At 48.1% G+C, this 25,146-nt stretch carries 19 protein-coding genes; 8 read left to right on the top strand and 11 right to left on the bottom strand.

The window, feature by feature from the left end; translation table 11 throughout:
- Positions 1-6: 6 nt before the first annotated feature.
- The 3 genes from NDI48_05650 to carA form a co-directional block, all read right to left on the bottom strand.
- Positions 7-477 (bottom strand): Mini-ribonuclease 3, encoded by a 471-nt coding sequence (locus tag NDI48_05650; protein MEP0830691.1) that lies wholly within the window; start codon positions 475-477, stop codon positions 7-9.
- Positions 478-618: 141 nt separating this feature from the next.
- On the bottom strand, positions 619-993 hold the full coding sequence (locus NDI48_05645; GenBank protein ID MEP0830690.1) for an STAS domain-containing protein: 375 nt from the start codon (positions 991-993) through the stop codon (positions 619-621).
- Positions 994-1,414: 421 nt separating this feature from the next.
- Positions 1,415-2,572, bottom strand: a complete 1,158-nt coding sequence (gene carA, locus NDI48_05640; GenBank protein MEP0830689.1) for a glutamine-hydrolyzing carbamoyl-phosphate synthase small subunit — start codon at positions 2,570-2,572, stop codon at positions 1,415-1,417.
- A gap of 245 nt (positions 2,573-2,817) precedes the next feature.
- Here carA and NDI48_05635 point away from each other — a divergent pair, with 245 nt between their 5' ends.
- The gene (locus NDI48_05635; protein ID MEP0830688.1) at positions 2,818-3,798 is read left to right on the top strand and encodes a retroviral-like aspartic protease family protein; all 981 of its coding nucleotides are present in this window, start codon (positions 2,818-2,820) and stop codon (positions 3,796-3,798) included.
- A 141-nt stretch (positions 3,799-3,939) separates the two neighbouring features.
- On the opposite strand, the gene NDI48_05630 is transcribed toward NDI48_05635, so the two are convergent.
- A complete protein-coding gene (locus tag NDI48_05630) occupies positions 3,940-4,251 on the bottom strand; it encodes a hypothetical protein (GenBank protein MEP0830687.1) in 312 nt (103 codons plus the stop codon).
- 108 nt (positions 4,252-4,359) lie between these two features.
- On the opposite strand from NDI48_05630, the gene NDI48_05625 reads away from it, so the two are divergent.
- Entirely contained in the window at positions 4,360-4,530 is a 171-nt protein-coding gene (locus NDI48_05625; protein MEP0830686.1) for a hypothetical protein, read from the top strand.
- On the opposite strand, the gene trpD is transcribed toward NDI48_05625, so the two are convergent.
- A complete protein-coding gene (trpD, locus tag NDI48_05620) occupies positions 4,513-5,610 on the bottom strand; it encodes an anthranilate phosphoribosyltransferase (protein MEP0830685.1) in 1,098 nt (365 codons plus the stop codon). The two genes, NDI48_05625 and trpD, sit on opposite strands and share 18 nt — an antisense overlap.
- Before the next feature lie 772 nt (positions 5,611-6,382).
- On the opposite strand from trpD, the gene NDI48_05615 reads away from it, so the two are divergent.
- Both NDI48_05615 and NDI48_05610 read left to right on the top strand, forming a co-directional pair.
- Positions 6,383-9,511, top strand: a complete 3,129-nt coding sequence (locus NDI48_05615; protein ID MEP0830684.1) for a PAS domain S-box protein — start codon at positions 6,383-6,385, stop codon at positions 9,509-9,511.
- Between the two features lie 28 nt (positions 9,512-9,539).
- Positions 9,540-9,935, top strand: coding sequence for a hypothetical protein (locus NDI48_05610; GenBank protein ID MEP0830683.1), 396 nt, complete (start codon positions 9,540-9,542; stop codon positions 9,933-9,935).
- Positions 9,936-9,991: 56 nt separating this feature from the next.
- Here the strand turns inward: NDI48_05610 and ispF are convergent, their stop codons facing one another.
- Both ispF and NDI48_05600 read right to left on the bottom strand, forming a co-directional pair.
- Positions 9,992-10,471: a 2-C-methyl-D-erythritol 2,4-cyclodiphosphate synthase gene (gene ispF / locus NDI48_05605; protein MEP0830682.1), complete on the bottom strand. Its 480-nt coding sequence runs from the start codon at positions 10,469-10,471 to the stop codon at positions 9,992-9,994.
- Positions 10,472-10,753: 282 nt separating this feature from the next.
- Positions 10,754-10,984, bottom strand: coding sequence for a hypothetical protein (locus tag NDI48_05600; protein ID MEP0830681.1), 231 nt, complete (start codon positions 10,982-10,984; stop codon positions 10,754-10,756).
- 150 nt (positions 10,985-11,134) lie between these two features.
- Between NDI48_05600 and NDI48_05595 the strand changes: the two genes are divergently transcribed.
- The 3 genes from NDI48_05595 to NDI48_05585 all read left to right on the top strand — a co-directional run bounded on the left by NDI48_05595 (position 11,135) and on the right by NDI48_05585 (position 16,330).
- Positions 11,135-13,540, top strand: coding sequence for an NACHT domain-containing NTPase (locus NDI48_05595; GenBank protein MEP0830680.1), 2,406 nt, complete (start codon positions 11,135-11,137; stop codon positions 13,538-13,540).
- A gap of 432 nt (positions 13,541-13,972) precedes the next feature.
- The gene (locus NDI48_05590; GenBank protein MEP0830679.1) at positions 13,973-15,532 is read left to right on the top strand and encodes a glycosyltransferase; all 1,560 of its coding nucleotides are present in this window, start codon (positions 13,973-13,975) and stop codon (positions 15,530-15,532) included.
- Between the two features lie 12 nt (positions 15,533-15,544).
- A complete protein-coding gene (locus tag NDI48_05585; protein MEP0830678.1) occupies positions 15,545-16,330 on the top strand; it encodes an SAM-dependent chlorinase/fluorinase in 786 nt (261 codons plus the stop codon).
- Positions 16,331-16,576: 246 nt separating this feature from the next.
- On the opposite strand, the gene NDI48_05580 is transcribed toward NDI48_05585, so the two are convergent.
- The gene (locus NDI48_05580; protein MEP0830677.1) at positions 16,577-16,828 is read right to left on the bottom strand and encodes a hypothetical protein; all 252 of its coding nucleotides are present in this window, start codon (positions 16,826-16,828) and stop codon (positions 16,577-16,579) included.
- Positions 16,829-16,987: 159 nt separating this feature from the next.
- Here NDI48_05580 and NDI48_05575 point away from each other — a divergent pair, with 159 nt between their 5' ends.
- Positions 16,988-19,120, top strand: a complete 2,133-nt coding sequence (locus NDI48_05575; protein ID MEP0830676.1) for a flavin-dependent dehydrogenase — start codon at positions 16,988-16,990, stop codon at positions 19,118-19,120.
- Between the two features lie 139 nt (positions 19,121-19,259).
- Here NDI48_05575 and NDI48_05570 read toward each other — a convergent pair whose 3' ends face one another.
- The 3 genes from NDI48_05570 to NDI48_05560 all read right to left on the bottom strand — a co-directional run bounded on the left by NDI48_05570 (position 19,260) and on the right by NDI48_05560 (position 25,014).
- Complete coding sequence (locus tag NDI48_05570; GenBank protein MEP0830675.1) at positions 19,260-22,166, bottom strand: family 78 glycoside hydrolase catalytic domain; 2,907 nt, start codon at positions 22,164-22,166, stop codon at positions 19,260-19,262.
- A 564-nt stretch (positions 22,167-22,730) separates the two neighbouring features.
- The gene (locus NDI48_05565) at positions 22,731-24,035 is read right to left on the bottom strand and encodes a hypothetical protein (GenBank protein MEP0830674.1); all 1,305 of its coding nucleotides are present in this window, start codon (positions 24,033-24,035) and stop codon (positions 22,731-22,733) included.
- A gap of 199 nt (positions 24,036-24,234) precedes the next feature.
- Positions 24,235-25,014, bottom strand: a complete 780-nt coding sequence (locus tag NDI48_05560) for a type 1 glutamine amidotransferase (protein ID MEP0830673.1) — start codon at positions 25,012-25,014, stop codon at positions 24,235-24,237.
- Positions 25,015-25,146 lie beyond the last annotated feature (132 nt).

The following is a 25,146-nucleotide window of genomic DNA, read 5'->3' as shown; positions in this document are numbered from 1 at the left end:
GACTTTTTAACGGGGATCGAGGTCTAAATGAGCCAGCAACTGACTCAGGCGCTGGGGATCAGTAAGATATAGGTATCCGAGTAACGTCTCCAAGCTCGTCGCTTGTTGATAGATTTTGGGGTCAAGACGCCGGGGATGTCCTGTGGCGGCATTGCGCCCACGCCTCAAAATTTCTAGTTCGGGATCGGTAAGGTGAGGTTCGAGCGATCGCAGAGTTTTAGCTTGACTTTCCGCTCGCACTTGAGCTACGACCTGCTGATGATAGTCACAAGGACGTCTGGGCGGAAGTAAATAACAGGTTCGGATATAAAGTTCGTAAACAGCGTCTCCCAGATAGGCCAGGGATGCTGGTGACAATTGTTGAATGCGGGATGGAGAGGCCGTGATAGCGTTCAATTGCTTGAATCGCACTTCCGCCCACGAGAGCGCCGACTGAGTTGCCAAAACTTTTGAACTCTCTTCCTCCTCTGATGTCACGACTTTTGTCCGACCTCTCTCTAAATTTTAGCGTTGCCTGGAATAATCTCTTACATTAGAGGACGCCAAAAAGTCAACGGTTCCCAGAACAGAGCAAAGGCGGGCTTCTCACCCGCCCTCTAATTTCTCTGCCAGGTTTCGTCAGCTTTTGCTTCCGTTGATATTCTCTAAGGCTTCCTCAACAGAGGGTTGCAGCGAGAGAAATTTTTCCAAGCGTACCAACTTGACGGTTTGAGTTACACGGGGATTCGTCACAATTTGTAAGGTTCCCCCAGCGCTTTGAGCTTTCTTCACTAACTGCACCAAAGCGCCCAAGCCGGAGCTATCGACAAAGTCAATCTTGGAAAGGTCCAAGACAATGTTTGTCGGCCCCTCATCAATATGTTTACTGACTACCTTACGGAAGGTCGCTTCCGAAAAGGCATCTAACAATCCAGTGAGGCGGAAAAGTTGGCAAATTTCCCTAACTTCGCGAGTGCCCCTTAAGCTGACTGTCAGGGTTAGTGGCTCAGGAATAACACCCTCCTAGCTGTAGCGTAACAACATGATAATTTTGGCATTTCTACGACCCAGCCTGTGGCTTTAGTCCGGGAGTCTTGGGCTGAGCTTGCTTCCCAAAACAGATCTTGATTCTTCTGGTTTGGACTTTACAGCTCATTCCCGAACCTCGCCGAGCCATCCTCAGGCTTAGGTTGCGGTGTGTTCCACCGTATGGTCGATGCTTTGCCTAGACTCATCGGCCTTATTATAAATTGCCGAAGCGGCCTAAGGCTGGTTTCGGACGGACTCCTACGCCGTATGCAATAGTATAGCGAGAAGTTCCCGTTTAATTTAAAGAACCTTGAGATTTTTGGCAAGGTTGCTCTGGGGATGATTGACAGCCTTCCCCAGGAAATGATCCACTCTTGTCAAGGAATTGGACAATTTTGCGATGTGTTTAACTAGCGGCTTCCAGGGCTTGGCTTGAGCGCATAGATTGCACAAACTGCTCAAATAGATAGTCCGCATCGTGTGGTCCTGGGCTAGCTTCTGGGTGGTACTGCACCGAGAAGAAAGGTAAAGATTTATGACGCAATCCAGCTACAGTACGGTCATTGAGGTTGAGGTGAGTAATTTCCACCTCAGCGTCTAAAGTATCAGCGTCAATCGCAAAACCATGATTTTGACTGGTTATTTCCACCTGCCGCTGTAAGCCAGCTGGGTGATTTAAGCCGCGATGACCAAATTTCAGCTTAAAGGTTTCTGCCCCCATAGAAAGACCGAGAATCTGGTGCCCCATGCAGATGCCAAACACGGGTTTTTCTTGCTTTAACAAAGCCTTGGTCGTTTCAATCCCTTCACTGACAGCCGAGGGATCTCCTGGCCCATTGGAGAGGAAAATCCCGTCTGGATTATGCTTGAGAATTTCCTCTGGGGGTGTATCCGCAGGAACGACAATGACACGGCAACCGTAGCTGGCTAGACGCCGCAGGATGTTGCGTTTGATGCCAAAGTCTATGGCTACAACCGTCAGAGGTTCGCGATTTTCTCCATCAAAAACGGGGCCAAACTCCCAATGGCTATCGGTAGGATCAGACCACTCATAGACTTCTGTGGTTGTAACTTCTCGAACCAGATTTAAGCCGGCCATACTGGGAGCCGTCTTCACTTGCTTCAGCAATTCCCCAGAGTCAAGGACTTCGGTGGAAATGCCGCCATTCATAGCACCCGATGAACGAAGTTTTCGGGTCAGGGAGCGGGTATCGATGCCGTAGATGCCAAGGATATTGTGTTGTTTCAGGTAATCGGGAAAAGACTGAGTGGAACGCCAGTTACTCGGACGCCAACAGATGTTACGAGCAATCGCACCCCGAATATGAGGATGTGCAGATTCTTCATCATCGGGGTTGACCCCCGTATTGCCTAATTCTGGATACGTGAAGGTGACAATCTGACCACAGTAGCTGGGGTCGGTTGCCACTTCCTGATAACCCGTCATGGCGGTGTTAAATACAACCTCTCCAATGGCGGTGCCCGTGGCTCCGAAAGACCAACCCTTGTAAGATGTCCCATCTGCCAGTACGAGCAGAGCAGGTGTAGCTGCTGAAACAGGCATAAGCAGTTATGTTGTGGTGAGTGGTTGGTTGTTAGTAGTCAGTGGTCAGTGGATGAAATAACGACAGACAACTAATAACTGACGTGCTATTATCTCACGCTTGAGTGAGGCAGGAGAGGTTTTGTGACGCTTAATTGTGATGAGGCGATAACAAGGCTCATTCTCCCAGTATGACGGATGAAAATCTATCCATGACAGTTTGAGCCGAACAGTCTTGCCTCTCAACGGCACGTTTAAACTGGGATATGGACAGTTCATCAGAGCCATCAACGCCCATGCCTTCTCAGAAGTGTGCCGCTATCCTTCTGCTTTCAGGCACCCTATCCGTGACCCAGGTGGCTTGTAGCCAGCTCAATTCTTTGTGGAGTCCGAAGGAACCACCGATGCCAGTTGCGACCGATCCGACTCCCAGTACTGCTACACGTCCACCTGTTAAGTCTTCACCCATCGCGACACCGATCAACCAACCCACCCTTGCCCCACAGGAGGCTTATGAACGGGCTATGGATGCCGCCACCAGTGCTGAAATGATTGCTGAATCGGCTCAGTCTGCCGGTGATTGGCAGTTAGCGATCGCTCGCTGGCAAGAGGCGATCGGGTTATTGAAGAGGGTGCCGTCTTCTAGTTCTTATCATGTGATCGCTCAACCGAAAATTGCACAATACCAGCGACAGCTAGGCGTGGCTCAACAAAAAGCCACTCGTCCTGGTGCCGGTGCCCCGTCAAAAACTGAAATTGCTGTTTCACCCGGAGCTGTCTTTGGACCATCATCGCCCTCCCCAAGCCCAACATCTAGCTCCAAAACCGCTGCAACATCAACACCGGGTGCAACATCTAAAACCAATACAGACCAGCAAGGGGTGTTTACAGCCCCCATCAAACGCCGCCAACGCGGAACCCCAGTCATTGATGTTACTTTTAATGGCACACAAACCTTCGAGATGGTGGTCGATACGGGGGCGAGTGGCACTGTCATCACCCAAGCCATGGCCAAAAGCCTCAATATTGTTCCCAATGGCACAGTAACAGCGAATACGGCGAGTGCTAAAGGAATTACGTTTCGCACAGGCACCGTTGAGTCAATTGCCGTTGACGGCGCTGTAGAAAGGAAGGTGCGAGTGGCTATTGGTGGAGCTGAGCTAGAAATGGGGCTACTGGGTCAAGACTTCTTTAGCCAATATGACGTTTCGCTCAAACAAGATGTCGTTGAATTTCATCGTCGCTAGAACACCAAGCTCTCAGGCGATGGGCACGACATTGTCGTGCCCCTACCATTCCCCCTGGGTGCCGCGTACTGGTATCTCACGCTTACCGGGAACGAGGCTACATCCACCCCCAGATTCTCTCCAAAAAAGTTTACAGTATTCTCAAACAGGCGATAGTCCAAGCCAATGTCTAGGGTTTGACGGTCTAGAGTTGTGCGGCTGATTGCGATAGGCTTCAATTAAAGCATCCCGCGCTGCCGTTAAGTCAGAAAGCGTTCTATCTTCCCCCAGGTAGGATTTGAGAATGTCTTGCAAGTCTTCATTAGGTTGAGGTGAAGCGAGGATAATCGTTTGAAGGTGAGGCTCTTGCACTTCTGAGGGGATAGAAGTCGTTTTGTCAAGGTTGTGGTTGTGGGTTTGCACTGAGCCAGTTTCAAGTGCAATAACCATTGCAGCGCCAATAAGGTCATACATGAGTTAGCTCCCCTGATGTTCCTTGATGACTTACAATTATCTGCCCACCATAAATACCATCAATTTAAAATTTATGTATCTTATGATACTCATCTGCGGTAAAGCGGCATGGGTCGTATTCCAGAAAAGAGCGATCGCCTCTCACGGCTTCAACGAGTCGAGCAAGAATGCGATCGCCCTTTGGGCGGTGCTATAAGCAATCCTATTGAGGTTTCAAGCAACCTTTACCTGAATAATCACATGGGTTTTCATTCCCAATCCCTAATCGCCACTCCCTAAAAACTTAATTAACTGCTCTAGCTTCGACCAAGCGGCACCGCTATCGATAATATCCTTAGCTATCTCAATCCCAGCTTGATGGTCTTCTAGTGGAATCATACCGCCGACTTGCAGAGCTAAGGAGGCATTCAAGGCTACAGCATCCTGCTGGGCTGTTGTTCCCTTCCCTTGCAAGACATGCCGCAATATCAGCGCATTTTCCTCTACATTTCCGCCTCGTAGTGCCCCCGTTGGTGCTGGTGTTAAACCAAGCTGTTCAGGATTTAGGGTTGACAATTGCACTTCGCCTTGTGACAACAATGCTAAGTCAGTTTCGTCGGCTAATCCCGCCTCATCCAATTTTTCCCGTCCATGCAGGACAATAGCCTTTGGGGTTCCCATTTGACACAAAGCTTGGGCAATAGTTGTCACCAGTTGTGGGTCACAGACCCCAACGATTTGACCGGTAGGACGTAACGGATTGACGAGCGGACCCAAAAGATTAAATATTGTCCGCACCTTCAGTGTTTGCCGCAGGGGAGCTACCACCTTCAGCGCTGGGTGCCAACCCCGCGCAAACAAGAACGTCACACCGACTTCATATAACGCAGCCACTACCTTTTCCGTCTCGGCAGTGAGGTTAACGCCCAATGCTTCCAAAACATCTGCCGAACCCACTTTGCTAGAAGCAGAACGATTACCGTGCTTGGCAACCCGAACATCTGCGGCAGCCGCAACAAAAGCCACGGCTGTAGAGATATTAAACGTTGAGGCTCCATCCCCACCTGTACCACACGTATCAATGACTGGAACCTTGTGTTCAATCGCCATCTTCTGTAACGATTGATCTTGTAAAACCTGAGCCATCCCGGCTAGTTCTGAGGGGGACACACCTTTAGTTTCGATAGCGGCGAGAATCGCGCCGGATAAAACCTCTGGAATTTCTTCATGAAGCCATCCCTGCATGAGCTGTGATGCCTGAGGCTGAGATAAAGATTGTCGGTCGAGGAGCTGTTGCAGTAGGGTTGACCAGTCCGTAGGGGTTTGGGTGCCGGACGCTACTGTGTCCTGATTTCCTATCGCCAAAGCCGAGTCATTCATAGACAAATTAGTATGGATTTGTGCTTAACCGGATTTTGCCAGAAGGCAAGCTCTTGTAATAAGTATCATCAACTCACTCATTTTCCCATCGTTGACGATTTGAGTCCCACTCTGACTCGCTGCTAGGTAGGATTTCATACAATTCTCCTGACCAAAGTCTGGCCTTCCCTGAACTTCGACCCTATGGCAGAGTTCAAGAAGGCAGAAGGTCAAAGAAGGAAGGCTCTTATGCCGCAATTGTTGCGGGATTGTAACCCCTCTCAATGGGGAGCCACCCAATCGAAGATTTGTTTATAGCCTTCATACCGAGAGTTCCTGGCTAGTTGCGGACTCCATGTCGAAGGCATTCATCAAAGCATAAGAGCCTTCTGTCCTCGTATGAGTTCCGGTTGGCCTTTTCGGTGAATGATCATACATAGGATTCAGGCGTTGGCCGAACCTTCCCTGCTCAGCGTCCTCAATTAATTCCCTGCTCAGAGATATTAAACTTGCTGATTAATTTTATGATTTTGTGTTTGAATGTACTAATCTTTGGCAAGCCCATTTTCTCTTAGAACTAGAATTGTAAAATTAATATACTTTTGGCAATAGCTATTTCGCCGCTTTTCAAATGAAAATTTATTAATGAAGTTATGCATGAGTATAGCGTTTTAGATGCCTTGTGAAGGGTTAATCTGAGTAGGAAGACCCTTATAGATGCGCTACTCTAACCCAATCCCTTCCATAAAATAGAGACTCAGGGCGAAATTTTCTACAATTGAGCGTTTGATGAATGCAACTTGAAGATCAACCCTCGGTGTTAGCTAACTTAGAGCTGTTTTCTGCCTTTGTAGAACACATGCCTGCTGCTGTAGCCATGCTCGATTGTGAGCTGCGTTACTTGCTCACGTCTCGTCGGTGGCTGATAGATTACGCTCTGGAAAATGAAGACCTTGTGGGTCGCGAATATTACAAAATATTTCCCCTGCTGCTGCATGAGCCAGGGAAAGTGTCATCTCCTCACTCCTCCCCCTGCGGACTATCCTTGGAGAACACCTCCAGGGAAGATCCCAAGGGTCTAACACCCCTACATCCTTGGACTAAAGCTCCAGTAGTCACTTCTAGCTCTCCTCACTCGCTGGATCGATGGCGAAAAATTTTCGCTTTGGCTTTAGCGGGGGAAACTCAGCTCGGCGACTCAGCTTATTTCATTAAACCTGACGGTTCTCGCCAAAGAGTGAAGTGGGAAATCCAGCCTTGGCGCACCCGTAACGGTGAGATGGGTGGAATTATGATGTTTACCGAATTCCCAGAAAGTCCATCCATCGCTGAAGTACCCGATTCCCAAAGTGACAATAGTTATTGTTGGTTTAGAGAAACAGTAACACAAGGAATTTGGGGGACGGGTTTTCTTAGTAACACAATTGAACAGCTACAGCAGGAGATTGCGGAGCGCCAGCAGGCACAAGCGTTGCAGCAGGAATCTGAACAACGGTATCGCTCCTTGATTGCCGCCATGGCAGAGGGCATTATCTTACAAGATGCTAATGGGGTAATTCGCACCTGCAATGCGGCTGCCGAACGTATTTTGGGGGTGCCCGCTGATCAACTGCTAGGACGGACGTTGATTGAGTCACACTGGTTGATCATTACGGAAGAGGGGGAGGCTATTTCTAGGGAGGAACATCCACTCCATTTGACGCTACGTCATGGGCAATCTTTTACGGATGTAATCATCGGTCTTTACAAGCCTGACAGCAGCCTGACTTGGCTCAGCCTCAATTCACAACCTCTATTTGGCCCCAAGGAAACGACCCCTTATGCAGCGGTCGTTTCTTTTATTGATATCACCAAGCGCAAACAAATCGGAGCGGCATTGCGTGAGAGTGAAGAACGTTTTCGTGCCACCTTTGAGCAAGCGGCTGTTGGCATTACCCACGCCGAACTGGACGGCTCGTTTGTCCGGGTCAATCAGAAGTTTTGCGATATTGTTGGCTATACCCGTGAGGAAATATTGCAACGAACGCTTCAGGATATAACCCACCCGGATGATCGAGCGGTGGATCGGAAGTATTTGCGATCGCTGTTAATGGGTGAAATTGAAACCTATTCCTTGGAAAAGCGCTACCTCCGCAAAGATGGTGAGCCGATTTGGGTAGAAATTACGGCATCCTTGGTGCATACTCCTCAAGGCGATAGCGCTGCGGGACGTGTGACACTCCTGCCTCAATACTTCCTATGTGTTGTCCAAGACATCAGTGATCGGAAAGCGGCTGAAGCAGCCTTGCGGGACTCAGAAGCCAAATTACGACAACGAGCGCAGCGGGAAGAACTGCTTAATCGGTTGTCTAATCAAATCCGCAGATCGTTGGACTTGAACACGATTCTCGAAACCGCCGTCCGAGAAATCCGTCAGTTGTTGCAAATTGATCGCTGCCAGTTTGCTTGGTATTACGCTTATGAGCACCGATCCTATTGGGAAGTCGTTAAAGAAGCGCGCAATCCTGATTGTGCGGATCGTACCGGTCGCTATCCCGCTAATTTAATTGGTCCACTTAACCAAAAGCTGCTGAATCTGGAAATTCTCCGCATCGATAATGTCGAGACGATTAGTGACCCGATTTTTCAGTCGTTTATTCGTTCTCTTAGCTGTACTTCCGCCTTGTCGTTGCCGATGCAGACACCTTCAGGAACAATTGGTGTGATCAACTGTATTCATAATCAAGAGGCTCGACCTTGGACGGATTGGGAATTGGAGCTCTTACAAGCGGTGAAAGCTCAACTTCTGATTGCGATTAAACAGGCTGAGCTTTATGCCGCTAGCCGCAGAGCCACTCAGGAAGCCCAAGAGAAAGCCACCCAATTGCAACAAACCCTGCACCAGTTACAACGAACTCAAGCTCAGTTGATTCAGAGTGAAAAAATGTCGAGTCTGGGTCAGCTAGTGGCGGGTGTGGCTCACGAAATTAACAATCCGGTTAACTTCATTTACGGCAATCTCATCCATGCTCAAGGGTATTTTCAAGAACTCTTGGGTTTAGTGGCACTGTATCGTGCCGCCTACCCCCATCCTCCGGGGATGATTCAAGAGTATATGGAAGCCATTGACTTCGATTTCTTGATTACTGACCTGACCCAACTTCAGGACTCGATGAAGATCGGTGCTGAGCGCATTCGGGAGATCGTGCGATCGCTACGCACATTTTCCCGCTTAGATGAGTCGGAAAGCAAAGAGGTAGACATTCACTCAGGCATTGAAAGCACCCTGATGATTCTGCAAAATCGGCTCAAAGGGAAGCCTGGTTCTCCGGCTATCTCCGTGATTAAAGAGTATGGCTACTTACCCCTAGTGGAGTGCTATCCAGGACAGCTCAATCAGGTATTCATGAATTTGCTGAGCAATGCCATCGATGCTGTAGAGGAAAAAAGCAGACGTCAGTCTTTAGAGGCTCATAGTACTCAAGAGGAAACTGTCACTCATTCGCCACCCACTATCACAATTACCACGGGTATCGTTGAGGACAATCAACAGAGAGATCAGAATTTATGCGAACAGGAGAGAAGAGAACCTGAAGGAGACACGGGGTATTCTCCAGCCAATTACTTCGCATCCCCCCTCACCTCCTCCCGAAATATCCGTTCATCCGTTCACTCCCCTACTATTTCGCCCACTCACCTCTTTATTCGCATCGCCGATAATGGGATTGGAATGACGCAAAAGACACAGCAGCAGTTATTTGACCCATTTTTTACCACCAAGGCGGTGGGTAAAGGAACGGGTTTGGGTTTAGCCATCAGCTACCAGATCATTGTTGAGAAACACGGAGGCCATCTGCGGTGTAATTCAGCACCCGGACAAGGCGCTGAGTTTGTCATAGAAATTCCCATCAAACATCAGCAGATACAAAGTGAAAAAATTTAGGTTCCCAAATAGAAATTTTTATTGAAACATGAACATTCCAACCTGCCACAAGTTAGCGGCTTTGACAAGTGCTTATGCTAGTTTTCTCAGTTATCCTTCACAAGATAACTATGAAACATTAAACAAACGTTTGAAAGACTATCAAAATGAGTGGTCAGCTACCGATAAAATAACTGAACCTCAAAGCAAAAAATCAACGAAAACCACTGTTTCCTTTCAGGGTTCAGGTCAGGAGTACAATCGAATTGAGGCCGACTTTTTAGCAATGGTTGCCCAATATAAAGGGAAGATCATGATTAACGATTTGGTCAACAGGGGTGGTATCTGGATTTTAATTGCTAGCTTCTCCAGTTTAAGTGAAGCCCTGCAATTCAAGAGTGAATTTGAAATGAAACATCCCGCATGTAAGTTAAGCCATCAATGAAAAATTAAACTTAGCTCTAAATCGGGATGACGATCTTTCTGAGCAAGAAACTCAGCTTAACGAGCCACCAATAACGCTACTGCATAGGCAGCAATTCCCTCTTCTCGTCCTACGGGGCCTAACTTCTCGTTTGTGGTTGCCTTGATGCTGATTTGATCAGGTTGTAATTCTAGTGTGGAACTGAGGCAATCGCGCATAGCCTTAAGATGGGGCTTTAGCTTCGGACGTTCGGCCACAATCACAGAGTCAATATTCCCAATGGAAAAGCCGTGGGTGTGGATGAGTTGATTGACCTGACTCAGTAAAACTACACTATCTGCCCCTGCCCACTTTGGGTCAGTGGGAGGGAAGTAATGACCAATATCCCCTAAACTCAAAGCGCCCAGCATCGCGTCCATAATCGAGTGAGTCAAAACGTCGGCATCACTATGACCGAGTAACCCCATCTCATGGGCAATTTCTATGCCACCCAAAATCAATGGGCGTCCTGTAACGAGTTGATGGATATCGTAACCATTACCAATGCGTATATTCATTTTTTGGCTATCAGTTGAGCGATTTTTCCACAGTACTAGTGTTTCACAACTTGTAGACAGATTTGAAGCATAGACTGAACCAACTTTTTTTAGAGTTGTGGATTCGGTCGATGCCCCTGATACCGAGTTGTGTTCAAAGATAGTAGATCAGTTAGATGAGGAGATGATGGGAAAGAGCAAGTACTGCGTTTGACTGCACCTGTGTATAGCAATAATAAATTGACACAACGGGTGCTACTATCACCTCTGTCCATTGATGGGCCGTCAATGTGTTCCTTGAGGTTACTGTTCAACCACACCATCGCTGTCAAAATGTGTTGCAGAGCCTTTTCCCTCAGAGGTAGTAGCCGCTTGTCCAAGCCATAGCGTGGTACCCCGATTGAAAGCGTTGTGGAACGTAGGTGCGGTGGCTGTAGAGGTGATTTTAGCCTCAGACTGTTGCCCGACGATAATAGAGAGGCAAAGCGTGACGGCAACTGCTTCGAGTAAGATTCGCAGAGTCTGACGGTTCATAGCTAGGCAGGTGTAATAAAGAGGTAGCTTGGCTCTGTTTCTTAAGGTCAGTCTAAAGCTCAGATGTTTGCGCTAGCGTTTGCGCCAGTGTTTGACTTGATGTATATGTTGTCAGCCAACGCATAATCAGAAAAAATTTAGGATGGGTTTATGGCAAGGCGATCGCTTCAGGCATCACCAGAAGGCATCAAGAAAGCCAAACAGGCTTTTCTGCGAACAGGATGGACGCAGGAATATTTGGCGGCTGAAGTCGGCTTAGAAACTCGCCAACCCATTTGGAAATTTTTTTCCGGTAAACCCATCGACCGAAATGTTTTTACCGAAATCTGCTTTCGGTTAAATCTTAATTTTGAAGAAATTGCAGCTTTACCCACCGATTTTGAGGCACCATCCGAGCCAAACATTCCAGACCCTAAAAGCGAACTTGACCTTCTAGTCACCAAAGTTCGACAAGAGCGCTACGACAAAATTCAAGACCAATGCGGCACCCTTCACCTACTTGATATTTCACGGCCTATTGATATAGAAGATCTGTATGTAGATGTCAATATTCTCGAAGAAATTACTAGCCAACGATGGCTAGATTTTTCTGATTTACAAGACTTCCAACCCCAAGAATTTGACCGCTTAGGCTTGGGTAAAGTTCGCGTCGAAGCAGTCCCTGGGATTAAAGCCGTTGAGCGGTATACCAAGTTGATGGTACTCGGTAAACCCGGAGCTGGTAAGACTACTTTTTTACAACATCTAGCTATTCAGTGCAATCAAGGTCATTTTCAATCCCATGTTGTCCCCGTGTTTATTCCCCTAAAAAACTTCGCTGAGGATGGTCTAGACGCAGGAAATTTCAGTTTATTAGACTCTATCCATCTAGACTTTTATCAAGCGGGAGTTGCTGAGCAAGATGTTGAAATTCTCCTCTCTCAGGGCAGACTTTTGATTTTGTTGGACGGCTTGGATGAAGTGCCAGAGGCCACCAGTGATCAAGTGATTAAGCAAATTCGCAAGCTGTCTGAGAAGTCTTACAAAAATCAACTCGTGATCACTTGCCGCATTGCGGCTCAAGAGTACCGATTTCGAGGATTTACTGAAGTCGAAATTGCTGATTTCAAGCCCTTGCAAATTGAAGCCTTTGCCAAAAAGTGGTTTGTCGCCATGGCTCGAAATTCACCCCAATTGGGGTTACAAAAAGCAGCTTTATTTCTCGAACAACTAGCGGTTCCACAAAATCAGCAAATTAGAGAACTCGCGATAACACCAGTCTTGCTCAATCTTGCCTGCTTGGTGTTCCAATCCAAGGCGGATTTCCCCCTTCGACGATCTGATCTTTATAAACTAGGACTTGATTTACTTCTGATTCGCTGGGACGAAGCCAGAGGTGTCAAGCGAGATGAGGTTTATCGGAATTTATCATTACCGCACAAGCTTCAATTACTCAGTCAGTTAGCGGCAATTACCTTTTCTCAAGGAGACTCTTTCTTTGAAGAGAGTAGGCTTGAGCATCTCATTGCCGATTATTTACGCACCTTATCCAAGGCTCCAGTTGATGAGTCTGCCCTACAAATTGATAGTGCGGCTGTCTTGAAGGCGATTGAGGCACAGCATGGCCTTTTAGTGGAGCGAGCGCGAGGGATTTACTCTTTCTCTCATTTAACCTTTCAAGAATATTTGACGGCGAGAGCGATGATTGTGGGTACACATTTGTCTTTACAACAGTTAGTAAGGCACCTGACAGAGAACCGTTGGCGCGAAATATTTCTACTCACCGCACAGTTATTGCCCGATGCCGATGAACTGTTGCAACTCATGAAGCAACAAGTTGATGCCTTGGTGTGTGCACCTCAAATCCCCATGATCACGGTGGTAGCCGCAGAAGGCAGTGAGTCGCCGATGGCAGGTGCATTAGCCGCTAATCGGTCTCCAGGTATCACTAAGGCAGGAGAGGCATTGCAACCTTACCTCAACTGGGTGATGCAGAAATCTTTAGACGTAAAAACACCCTATAAACCTGCGGCTGTCCGCGCCTTCTACTTAACCCTAGCGCTTCCTACGGAACACCGATTGGCTCGTGATCAGGCTTTAGCGTTGGTGATTGATCGCTCTTTAGCCAGTGAAGTAGAGGGTGAACTCGCTCTGGATTTGGCTCTGACTCATGCTTTAGCGGTTGCTTTGACTCTGACCCCAGACCTGATTCATAATCGGCTCACGGCTCTGCATCTTGCCCTTGAGCTGGATTACTTGACAGGGGTTAAACCCATAGGGAGCTTACTGCGGCAACTGAAAAATCAGTTACCTCATCCAGAAGAAGGCTCAGAAAGTGTCCAGCAATGGTGGAAACTGAACGGTCAATCTTGGGTTTCTCAATTCAGAGGCGTGATGATTGAGCAGCGCAATATCGGTCACGAATGGCACTTGAGCGAAGCCTCACAATTGTTGTTAGAGCAATATAACAATGGCAACAAGTTGCTAGTGGAGTGCCTGAAGAGTAATAGTCAGATGACATCAAAAGTGCAGCAGAAAATAGAAGAGACGTTGTTGTTGCCGATGTACCCGTTGTAGCCAGCGTCTTAACTATGGCCTGAGACATATTGGCTACGACTCGGTAATGCCCTAAAGTTGTACCCCCGAAGCTAGACCTGATTTTTCCTCAGCCAGACGCTCGCTTTATGTCATTTGGTATAGGTGAGCCATTGGCACTAGTGATTAACTTAAGCATTAGGAAATGCCTGAATCGAAGTGGGCGGCTTGAAGCAAGGAAACGCGAAATCGCCCTCTGACATACTTTTTTCTGGCGCTTACGGACAGTCTGACGACTAGCGATAGCGAAGCGCTGCTGCGAAGCGCAGATCGCGCTGCATCACACCACCCAAAGGGTGAGGACGCAGCGAAAGTTTCTGCTTTCGCAGGTCTTAGAGGTAATCGCCAAACCCTTCTAGCGCCGTCTTCAGGCAGAAGTCTCCAGCCAAACCAAGACTGATTAGGAATTAGGCGATGCACATTGGATTTCTCAACCCTCAAGGCAACTTCGACCCAGGCGATAGTCACTTATCAGAACATCCCGATTTTGGCGGTCAACTGACCTATGTCAAGCAAGTCGCCCTAGAAATGGCTCAAAAGGGTCATAAAGTGGATATTCTCACCCGCCAAATCATCGACCCCGACTGGCCCGAATTTGCAGAACCCTTTGACGCCTATCCAGGAGTGGATAATGTCCGCATTATCCGGTTACCGGCTGGCCCTAAAGAATTTTTGCGTAAAGAGTTGCTCTGGCCTCATTTGGTCACGGACTGGGTACCCAACATCCTGAAATTTTATCAAAATCAAGGCGGCTTACCCGATGTGATGACTACCCACTACGGTGATGGAGGAATCTGTGGCGTTCTGATTGAAGAGAAGACAGGCGTACCCTTCACATTTACGGGTCATTCTTTAGGTGCCCAGAAGATGGATCAACGGCAGGTTACCCCAGAAAATATCGGGGAAATCGATGAGCAATTCCATTTCGGACACCGCATCATTGCCGAACGCCTGAGCATGAATCGCTCAGCGGTTAATATTACCAGTACGCGGCAGGAACGCTTTGAGCAGTACTCTCATCAAGCCTATCAGGGGGCCGTCGAGGTTTCCCACAAGGCGCGCTTTGCCGTAATTGCGCCAGGAGTAGACTCATCCATTTTCGGTTCCGAAGTTCGCTCTCCTAATGAGGAAGCGACATACCAACTCGTCATGGAACGATTGGCACGGGATATTCCTGAGGAAAGGCGCGAGTGGCCTGTAATCATAGCCAGCAGCCGATTAGCTCCCAAAAAGAACATCTTAGGTTTAGTGCAAGCCTTTGCCATCAGCCCAACTTTACAGGAACGAGCCAATCTGCTACTAATTACCCCAGGACTCGATAATCCACTGCACGAGGAAGCCAGCGACTCTCAAACCGAACAAGAGGTATTAGCCCCCATCCGAGAGGTGGTGAACGAAAACAACTTGTGGGGCAAGATTAGTGCCTTTGGATTACCCGATCAACCCGCATTAGCGGCGACCTATCGATTGATGAGCAGACGCCGTTCCGTATTCGCCCTCACGTCCTACTATGAACCCTTTGGACTCGGTCCTTTGGAGGCCGCAGTAGCCGGTCTACCCGTGGTGGGGACACAGAACGGGGGCTTAAGTGAAAGCTTAAAACAGGGGGATGATGAATATAGTGTCTTGGTTGACCCAGAAGATCCTGCTGATATAGCGCAGGGACTTGAGCAGGTGGTTTGTGATGCCCAAATGTGGGAACAGTTGCAATCGGGTGGTCAGCAGCATGTTTTGGAACACTATACCTGGGAGTGTACCGCCCAATACTATCTGACCCTGATTGAGCAGATTGTGGCTCAACCTGCGGCACGTCGGCCTTCTGAGTTACTCCCGATTCATCCCTACTTCCGTAACCCCCAACCGCAAACCGATGTTTCTGTGGAAGAATTGAGTCGCCTTTACTTTGGTTCTAATCCGACATCTCCCCCGGAAGAACCCAGCAATTTTGCAGCGTCTACTCTTACTCATACATAAAAGATAAACCTCATGCTCGTTCACATCATTGCCGATTACGGTTTAGGCGACCTGGCCTTTGCTGAAGTCGTACAACGGATCAAGCTCTATCTCCCGGATGCGGAACCCGTACTAACGCCTGTCCCGGCTTTTGCTACCCTAGCTGCGGGATTCTGTATCGCCCAGTTAGGCTTGAATCAAGCTCCTCCTGGAACCATCATTTATCATAACGTTGCGCCGCGAGAGGATGATCAACAGGCGCGTACTGCTAATGCCGGTGAGCGCCTGGCTTTCGCACGTCTACCGACGGGTGTGCGCGTAATTGGTGTGAATGCGGGTTATGCCTTCTCATTTGTGCGTGATCTCGCTGAAGATCTGCGCTGGGCGGCTGTAGCGGCTGAAGGCTCTCAGTTTCGTTCGCGTGACCTATTTCCCCAAGCCGCCGGGGCGATCGCGTTGGGTCAACCCGATGCTCTAGGTGAAGAAATATCCCCTTCCGATATACCCGATGTGCCGCCGAACTGTATTGCCTATATTGATGGCTACGGAAACTTGAAAACTACCATTAAATATGGTATTAGCAATGGGCAAGACGGCGAAACCGTGCGTTTACGAATGGGTGAGAGAGAACAAGAGGCGACCAAGAGTGATGGCAGCTTTGCCGTCGAATCCGGACAATTAGCCTTTGCACCGGGGAGCAGTGGTTGGGCTAATGCTCAAGGTGACTCTACCTGTTGGATGGAGATTTTCCTGCGCGGTGGTAATGCCTGGAAGTCCTTTGATTGCCCGTCCGTGGGTACACCGATACAGATCAGCTAAGGGAGTTATAGACCCAGAACCTGAACTTAGATCGGCCTATGCCGTTCTCTGAGAAACTGTAAAATTTGCTTAGCAAACGTAACACTTTATTGCGCCAGGATTTCATCTAGCGACTATCGCCAATACCCATAGGGCTAAAGTAGCCTATGCTGTTGCCAGTAGATTGAATCGTCAACTCTACTGGCAATCGGTGTTTTCGTGCCTACTTGGGTAAGGCTAAAATCAGTTCTTGGTGGAACTGAGGCATTATGCCGAGATTTTAACTGGGGACAAACTTTCCCAGGCTTGCTTAACAATATCGCTCAGCCAGCGTCTTTGTGCCGGATCGAGCCAGCCATCTTCTGCTAGAACTTCGGCGGTTAATTCGTCTAAAGACTGCCCCTGTTGGCGGGCAATCTGAATTACACCCGCGATCGCCGCCGCCACTAATTCTTCATCAACCGGCTTTTGACGCAGGGCAACAACTTCTTGAGGGTTAGCTGGGATGGGATAATTCATGGCTAGTTAACAATGGCACCCTTTAATTTAACAAAAATGAGAACTACGTAAAGTTTTTTTTCTAATCTTAAATAAATCAGTATTCGGAAGCTTAGCGCATTTTGCCTGCTTGTGACCTCCGTCTTCTCTCTTAATTCATGAGTCAATGAGATTACCACGATGAAAGAACTTTTCTACGTAGAACTACCTACACCGGATACGGCCACAGTTTGCGCCTGGTTACAGCAGGACTGGCAACACGAGCTTGGGGATAAGATTATCACCCCGGATGGTATCCGTTTGAAATTTAACAATGCACTCCCCAGCGATCAAACCCCTACAACGGGTGCTACCCCAATTCCGGAAATTTCCATCTTTATCTGGTCTGTACAGCGAACAACCTACCTTAAAGCTTTTCGCTGGGGAACCTCGCCCATTCCTGGCGAACGCAAAATTCTGCAACAGCTAGAAACCGCTCTACGTCATCAATTTCCTTATCACTACCCGGAACCGCCTGTCCTGGATGTATCCAAACCCTCAATCTTTGAGGCATTGGCTCCTTACTATCCCAAGACCGTTGAGTTTTTCCAAAGAATGCCCAATGGGGAATATGACCTCAACCGTGTCTACTGGTGGGAGAAGCGGTGGCGTGAAGGGGTTCGTAATCCCCAGCAACCCAAGCAAGTGGTGTTTAAAGAGTTGCAAGTTACCCAGTTGAAGGTTGAAAGTTCGGAACAAAACCTTCAACCTTCAACCCCTAATTACGACATTATCTATATTGGTGGTGCCTTGGGTGTGATTCATGCGGCAGTCATGGCACAGCGAGGCTACCGGGTGCTGCTGATTGAGCGGTTACCCTTTGGGCGAATGAACCGGGAGTGGAATATTTCCCGTGATGAGTTCCAAAGCTTGATTGATTTGGGTTTATTTACGTCGGCGGAGTTTGATGGCTTGATTGCCAGAGAATACATCGATGGATTTAATAAATTCTTTGATGGTAATAATCCACCTCACCTGAGAGCCGCCATCCTGCACACGCCAACCGTACTCAATGTGGCGATGGATTCTGAGAAACTGCTGCGGCTGTGTGGCGAAAAGCTTAAGAGGGCGGGGGGAGAAATCTGGGATGAGACGGAATTTATCCGCGCCGATATTGAACCGGATCAAGTTATGGTTAAGCTGCAACACTTACCTACCCAATCCGATAGACAAGCCAGGGGGCGGCTGTTAGTGGATGCGATGGGGACTGCATCGCCGATCGCGTGGCAACTGAATGGAGGTCGTGCGTTCGATAGTGTTTGCCCAACCGTAGGGGCGGTGATTGCCAAGGGATTTGAGCCTGGAGTCTGGGATTCCCATTACGGTGACGTACTCAATAGTCATGGAGATATCTCACGCGGGCGTCAGCTCATTTGGGAATTGTTTCCTGGGGCTGATGAAGAACTTACCATCTATCTGTTCCATTACCATCAGGTGAATCCTGAGAATCCCGGTTCGTTGCTGGAGATGTATGAAGATTTTTTCACAATTCTGCCAGAGTACCGCAGATGTGATATGAAAAAGCTGGTGTGGAAGAAACCAACATTTGGTTATATTCCAGGTCATTTTAGTGTAGGCAGTCGCGATCGCACTGTAGCTTTTGATCGACTCATTGCTCTGGGCGACGCCGCCTCACTCCAGTCTCCCCTCGTCTTCACCGGCTTTGGCTCCCTTGTCCGCAACCTTTATCGCTTAACTGACCTTTTGGACACAGCGTTGCGGCATAATCTGCTGAGTGCCAGGGATTTAAACCAGATTCGCGCTTATCAAAGCAACGTTTCCGTCACTTGGCTGTTTTCTAAAGGCATGATGGTGCCGACCGGTCGTCATTTCCCACCCCAGCGAGTCAACGCTATGCTGAATACCTTCTTTGGGCTGTTGGCAGACGAACCCCCCCAAATCGCTGATGATTTCATTAAAGACCGTTTTGGCTGGCTAACATTCAATCGGCTGGCTCTGAAGGCGGCAAGACGAAACCCCGCTCTCTTACCCTGGATTTGGCAAATGGCGGGTACCAAGGATATCTTTCGTTGGCTAGGCAGTTACCTCAGTTTTACAGGATACGCCTTAGTCAGTGGCTTACTCAAGGGTTGGTTTCCCAGCGTTGTTCGGCGTCTACAGCCTTGGATTGAAAAGCGAAATCCGGCACTGTGGTTACGACTGTTGGCTCAAAGTTACGCTCTGACGGCTGGTATGGGGCGTTCCGAGAAAGCCAAGAGTGAGGAAGTTAGAGTGAAGGGGGAGGAGTTAAAGGAACTATCCCGCCTTAACTGATAGCATGTCTGCTTTTTCCCTTCTCGCTCACAGCTCAAAAAGTACCTATTTTTTGATGAACCACAGAGTACGCATAGGGAAACCTAGAGATAGGTAATCTTGTGGCTCCGAAGAAAGTAAATCGTAAAGCGAGGAGAAGTCAAGATGAGGCTAAGCGGATTTCAACACCTTCTGGTGCTTTGACCTTGTCAAAAATCCGCTTGCCGTTTTCAGTGTGCCATTTTACCTCTATCAAGCCTTTTGGATGCGGGAAAGCACCTTCAGCTTGTGTAATACTCTGGGTTTGCACTCGAATTTCCACGATATCTAAATCTGGTGCTTTGGGGAAATGTACCCCTAGAATGTACTTCGAGAGATAGTAGGTCGGGCTTGCTGACCAAGCGTGACACAAACTTAATTTGGGCGAGATAGAGAAATATTCCGGGCAAGTTTTCAATCCCTGAGCTAGCACCCACCCCCAACCCTGCCGCATCATGTTTTCGGCTATTTCCTCCAACCCGGCCTTATAAAGACCGTCGAGAATGAAAAACGCAAAACTGGGTGCTACGAGAGCTCCGTCGGAAGGGTCAAAGCCATTGACGAACAGGGAACGGAGTTCGTGGGCGACGTGTTTCCGGACTGATGGGAGTTGATTGGCATTGACAACACCAGCCCGAACTGCAAATAGACTGGCATGAGCCGAATGGGTAGTATGCTTTAGATTGTCGCTAAAACACTCCTTCTTAGGATTCCAAAAGCGCTCTGGAATTGTCCGAGAGAGGATGTCCACCCGTTTTTGCAGAACTTGCGCGTCTTCCTGTTTGCCAATGGCTTGAGCGAGTATCACGGCACTTTGTAAGGCAATGAGGTAGTTGCAGCTGAACACGCAGTGAATACCCGTCTTGTCCATATAATTTTTTACAGTACCCGGATCTCCGACGAAGCTATACTCAGCCGGAACATTCTGACGGGTATGCCATTCGGCATCCAGCAGCAGATGGTTGTGTTCATCAGCGAGCTCGTGAAACCATTGTAGGTTTTTCATGATTGCTTCCCAGTCTATCTGGATGCGGTGGGTATCACTGGTTTGTTCGTAATAAGCCCGGTAACCTTCCACCATGTTTAAAGCAAAATCGGCAATGGTATAGTCTCCCGTGTTCGGGTACACAGCACGAAATTTACCTGTCGCATCGGGCGATTGACCGTACAGTTCCAGGCAGCGCTGCATTAGGGCTTGGTCGCCGAACGTAGCCAGGTTGACATGGTACTGGATGATAGTATCCCACCCATACATGCCGCGTTCCCTTCCTGGAGTGTCAATATATGCATCCTCCATGTTGGCGGCTTGTGTGCGCTGTCCCATCAGCCAGACTTCATTGAGAACTGGATCAGAACAGCGGAACCAACCCTTTGATTTCACCGGATAGTTCGCTAATCGCAGGGAGATGGACTTGAGGGTCACATCTGCTGTTATATTGCGGACTGTAACTTTGAAGTATCGTATGCCGCGTGGATGACTGGGGAACCAATCCACAAACTCTCGGCTGCACAATATGCGATCGCCACTGGAATAAAAATGAGTGTGACCCAGATATGCCTTGTTTGGATTGAGATGTTCACTGTACGTTAGGTCAATAATCGCGCCCCGCACACCTTCGAGTTGGAGGCGAGGAAAACCCAGATGCATGTGACCCATATCCATCAAAATGGAAAAGCCGTATGGATAATCCCGTAACCGAAAAACATGACCCTGCAATGTCTTCGGTGTAAGGGTTTCAAGCGGCTCACCATAATCATCCCAGCTGGTTTCGCGACAGGGACTGTGAGCGTTCTCATCCTTTGTTACCAAAACCCATCCGCCGATTTTAGCGAGTGTTTCCTCTGAGGAGTAGGGCAGAGGCTTGTCTTTGAGATGTTTTTCAAATTCCGCAGCCCTCAGAACAGGGGAATGTTTAAACGTATAGAGTGAATTGGGGTTTTTGTCGGCACAAAGAATCAGACCCTTCCCTTGGGGCAAGGCGAAATATTGGTGCAGGATATCATAATAGGCACCAACCTTGCCAAATAAATGATTCCATCCTGCCTTTAATTCCCAACGCTGATTAATACGTAGGCTCTTATCGACAGACTCAATTCCGCGTGGAATTTCCTTACCGTTGAGCCAGTTTTCGCCCCAAAAAACACCAGCAGTTATGACCTGCTCCACGGGCGAGTAAATCCAGGTAGTATAGGCAATAAAATTGCTAAATTCTGCTTGATATTCTTCAAAATAGTGAGATATTGGTACGGAAAAGGAATACCAATCTTCATGTTTTTCCAAAGGTAATGTCAAGGCGATCGCAGGAATAGAAATAATTTTCCCGGACATATACGGAATAGACCTTGGTGCCAGAGTTCCCCAAGTCTCCTGTTTTGCTAATTCCACTGCTTCAGGCCAGTGGTCGTCGCTGAAATCAATCTCTTTCCAGTTCTGTTCCTCGTGGCTTTGATCGAACAGGTCGGCAGCGTTTAAGGCGAAACTTGTTTTGGAAGCGTAACGCCAACGTGCTTTGTCAGGCTTGCTACGCCATAACCCTTCCTTGGTATGCAGTGATATAGGTTTACTGGCGTCTGACTCGACAGTACCCCAACCAATCCATCCAGCTCGAGCCGGAATAGATTTATATGTTTTGAGACCGAAGTAATTGACTCGGACAGCAATAACGTTTTTTCCAGACTGTAGATATTTACTGAGATCGTGGGTATCGTACAGAGGAAATCTCGGATCGAAGCGGACAGGCCCGAATTCAACAAATTCGCCATTAACAAAAAGCTGGTAGGCTGTATCAGCAAACACGCTGAAAACAGCGGCTTTAACTTTTCCTTGAATTTGAAGCGATTTACGGAAAAGACCGTATAAGTTACGTCCTGAGCCTATAGCATCATACCAGATGAATTTCGCTTCAACGGGTCTTGTTAGGTGGGTCTTCTGATTGATTGAAGCTAGTGTATGGGAAATCTGGTTGCTCAAGGCTATATTCCCCATGAAGCTGCCTGCTGTCAGTTGCAAGAATTCTCTTCTGTTCACAATAGAAAATCAGTGAGTGTAATTTGTGAATTTCCCTCTCCCTTCGAGGAATCTCATCAAACCAGTAGACTTTCTGGTTAAGGTTGACAAATCGAAAAAAGATACCCAGTACTAACACGATGACGAGCAAAAACCCTAAACCAACTGGGATAAATATCCAATTACGAGTCTTTTCATTATTGCCCGACACAGAACAGAAACTATATAAATCGTATTGCTCTATATCACTTTAGGGTTTATTATAAATTTCTATCTTTGGATAGATGTCAATCCTTAATATGTATTCATTAAAAGTTCGATAAAAGCCCCTCCCCGAAGCAGGGAGGGGTCAGCCCCCTCGTCAATTGACCAAGAGTATCCGGAAAGTAGCACCTACACCAACACAGTCCGCCTAGCTTTCGGTTCGCTTCGCTAACGGGGACTAAATGAAAAAAGGGGTAGTCAGCCCGGAATTGGCATGACCTCTTATGTCCCGTCGAGTAGGGAAGCAAGAGAATGACACCCTAAATTATCTGCACAATGTTTCTCTTAGCCTTGCTTGACAGTAGTGCTTTAGGGCTCTGATTATGAAATCTTCTCTATGGGCACAAACTCTTTAGCCTCTGGGTTGTATTCCCAGGCAATTCCCTCTGGATCTCGGCTTTGACTCCATTCGGGGAAGTCTTCGTCCGATTTGCGTTTCCCGACCGTACTGGAATGAACGTCCAACCGCTTTGCTAGTTCGGCTTGGATGAGAGCTTTATAAACTTCCTGGTTTTGAGGCGGTGCATCTTGGTATAAGTGTTCTTTTTCCTTGAGTAATTCCGTTGATTCGGACTGTGGTTGTTTCAAGGGTTCGAGGTCGGTTTCAACCTGATCTGGCGTGGCTAGTTCAACAGATGAGACGGATTCTTCTGTCGTAGCTAGTTCAACAGATGAGACGGATTCTTCTGTCGTAGCTAGTTCAACAGATGAGACGGATTCTTCTGTCGTAGCTAGTTCAACAGATGAGACGGATTCTTCTGTCGTAGCTAGTTCAACAGATGAGACGGATTCTTCTGTCGTAGCTAGTTCAACAGATGAGACGGATTCTTCTGTCGTAGCTAGTTCAACAGATGAGACGGATTCTTCTGTCGTAGCTAGTTCAACAGGTGAGACGGATTCTTCTGTCGTAGCTAGTTCAACAGGTGAGACGGATTCTTCTGTCGTAGCTAGTTCAACAGATGAGACGGATTCTTCTGGTGTGGCTAGTTCAACAGGTGAGACGGATTCTTCTTTATCGACTTCAACCTGATCCGTTGAGGATACCTCAACAGATGAAATGGATTCTTCGGCGATGGGGGGTTCAGAAAGCTCTTGTCGCTCACCGATAGAAGACTCGCTGTGAACATGAGAAGGGTGCGGAGCTTTCTGCGTCAGCGTTTCAATCAGTTGTGGGGCTGGTAATTCTGGGGTTAGAGTAGCAATATCATCTTCATCTTCTAGCTCAGGTGGGGGTTCGCTCTCCTCCAAGAGGCTGCCGAGAGCGCTCACTGTCAGAAAGTAATACACCGTACCCTTACCTTCATACTCTCGGCGCTGAGCAGCAAATTCTTCAGCTTTTCTATCCAGAAACAGCCGTGCTGCTGAACCCGATAGGTTGGCCTTCATTGACAAGTCTAGTGCTGTCAGGCAACCTTGGTTTTCTTTAATTAATTGATTGAAGTAGGGATTGACTCGCTTGCTCAACTGCTGCCATTGATATTGCTGCCAAATCCTTAGAGTCAGACTCAGAAGCAACAGTACCAGCAGCACAGGCCAAGCCTTGAACAGCAGGACGATTAAAAATGCGATGGGGAGGATGAGAACAAGAAGGCCAGTGGCACTACTATCGATTTCTTTTTCGGTCATAGCCCTGGTTGCGAATTTACGTTATGGCAAACCATACTTAATCATGGCAAAGATTGCGCTCGATCATTTGTGGAGGCATGAGATTCGAGGTGGTGACCCTGCTGCTGACACCCAAAAAAAGTTGCGTTTTGTCAGCAACCACCGTTTCCGTAGTTTAGCGGCTTTGTTGTTGCCTTGAAAAGTGCAAGGCTTCTTAACTTCAGGGAGTAAGAGCAAGGCGTTTAAACATCGCGTCCCGTGCCTGCATGGCTAGAGTATCATCCAGTGGCTTTAAAGACACAGGAGTTTGGTACTTCTGCCGGAGTGCCGTCTGAATCAGCCAATCGGCAACAAACGGATTCTTGGGTAATAGGGGGCCATGAGAATAGGTTGCGATCGCATTTCGATAGAATGCGCCTTCCATCCCGTCTTCCCCATTATTCCCGTACCCTTTCACGACGCGACCCAAGGGTTCGACGTTGCCTAGATAGGTACGACCCCCATGATTTTCAAAGCCAATCACTACAGGCTTTGTCCCTAACATCAGTTCTAACTCTTGAGCTAAGGGGGAAGCGGTTAACTCAAATACCACATTACCAATGCAACGACGGGCATCGGGGCCAGGATGTTTACTGACAAAATCTAACAAACCCAATCCCTCAATCCGTTGCCCCAGTGCGGGTTCGTAGTAGTGACCCAGGAGTTGGGGTGCACCGCAGGTAAATACTCCCGGTGTTCCGGCTTCTAGTTTCTCACGCAGTGTTTCCGCTTTAATCCCCCGCAAATCGCGCATGACGATTTCCTGTTGTCGGTCTTGAGCACCCCCACCCATAAAGATATCCACCTGATGCATCGTCTCAGCAGGGGTTTGCTGGTCAAGGGGCATCACTTGGACGTTAATGCCTCGCCATTGGGCACGTTGTTTGAGGCAGATGACATTCCCGCGATCGCCGTAGGTGCTCATTAGGGTCGGGTACAGCCAACCAATTGTCAATTCCATCTAGACCTCCGCAAGGGTACTAAGCTGCTACGCAGCTAAATTTAATAAACAGCATTGCCTTTGTTTTTAATCTTGCGTTCCCATTTAATAATCAGACCGCCTTCATTTAGCAATTTATTCAACAATTCTTCT

This window comes from Microcoleus sp. AS-A8 (genome assembly GCA_039962225.1).
Lineage (GTDB): Bacteria > Cyanobacteriota > Cyanobacteriia > Cyanobacteriales > Coleofasciculaceae > Allocoleopsis.
The sequence above is the reverse complement of the archived record's forward strand: the minus strand, read 5'-3'. Positions and strand labels throughout refer to the sequence as shown.

Excerpts from the sequence above, each read along its gene's own strand:
- carA (MEP0830689.1), bottom strand. The coding sequence starts at position 2,572 with ATGCCTGTTTCAGCAGCTACACCTGCTCTGCTCGTACTGGCAGATGGG.
- NDI48_05635 (MEP0830688.1), top strand. The coding sequence starts at position 2,818 with ATGGACAGTTCATCAGAGCCATCAACGCCCATGCCTTCTCAGAAGTGT.
- NDI48_05630 (MEP0830687.1), bottom strand. The coding sequence starts at position 4,251 with ATGTATGACCTTATTGGCGCTGCAATGGTTATTGCACTTGAAACTGGC.
- NDI48_05625 (MEP0830686.1), top strand. The coding sequence starts at position 4,360 with ATGGGTCGTATTCCAGAAAAGAGCGATCGCCTCTCACGGCTTCAACGA.
- trpD (MEP0830685.1), bottom strand. The coding sequence starts at position 5,610 with ATGAATGACTCGGCTTTGGCGATAGGAAATCAGGACACAGTAGCGTCC.
- NDI48_05615 (MEP0830684.1), top strand. The coding sequence starts at position 6,383 with ATGCAACTTGAAGATCAACCCTCGGTGTTAGCTAACTTAGAGCTGTTT.
- NDI48_05610 (MEP0830683.1), top strand. The coding sequence starts at position 9,540 with ATGAACATTCCAACCTGCCACAAGTTAGCGGCTTTGACAAGTGCTTAT.
- ispF (MEP0830682.1), bottom strand. The coding sequence starts at position 10,471 with ATGAATATACGCATTGGTAATGGTTACGATATCCATCAACTCGTTACA.
- NDI48_05600 (MEP0830681.1), bottom strand. The coding sequence starts at position 10,984 with ATGAACCGTCAGACTCTGCGAATCTTACTCGAAGCAGTTGCCGTCACG.
- NDI48_05595 (MEP0830680.1), top strand. The coding sequence starts at position 11,135 with ATGGCAAGGCGATCGCTTCAGGCATCACCAGAAGGCATCAAGAAAGCC.
- NDI48_05590 (MEP0830679.1), top strand. The coding sequence starts at position 13,973 with ATGCACATTGGATTTCTCAACCCTCAAGGCAACTTCGACCCAGGCGAT.
- NDI48_05585 (MEP0830678.1), top strand. The coding sequence starts at position 15,545 with ATGCTCGTTCACATCATTGCCGATTACGGTTTAGGCGACCTGGCCTTT.
- NDI48_05580 (MEP0830677.1), bottom strand. The coding sequence starts at position 16,828 with ATGAATTATCCCATCCCAGCTAACCCTCAAGAAGTTGTTGCCCTGCGT.
- NDI48_05575 (MEP0830676.1), top strand. The coding sequence starts at position 16,988 with ATGAAAGAACTTTTCTACGTAGAACTACCTACACCGGATACGGCCACA.
- NDI48_05565 (MEP0830674.1), bottom strand. The coding sequence starts at position 24,035 with ATGACCGAAAAAGAAATCGATAGTAGTGCCACTGGCCTTCTTGTTCTC.
- NDI48_05560 (MEP0830673.1), bottom strand. The coding sequence starts at position 25,014 with ATGGAATTGACAATTGGTTGGCTGTACCCGACCCTAATGAGCACCTAC.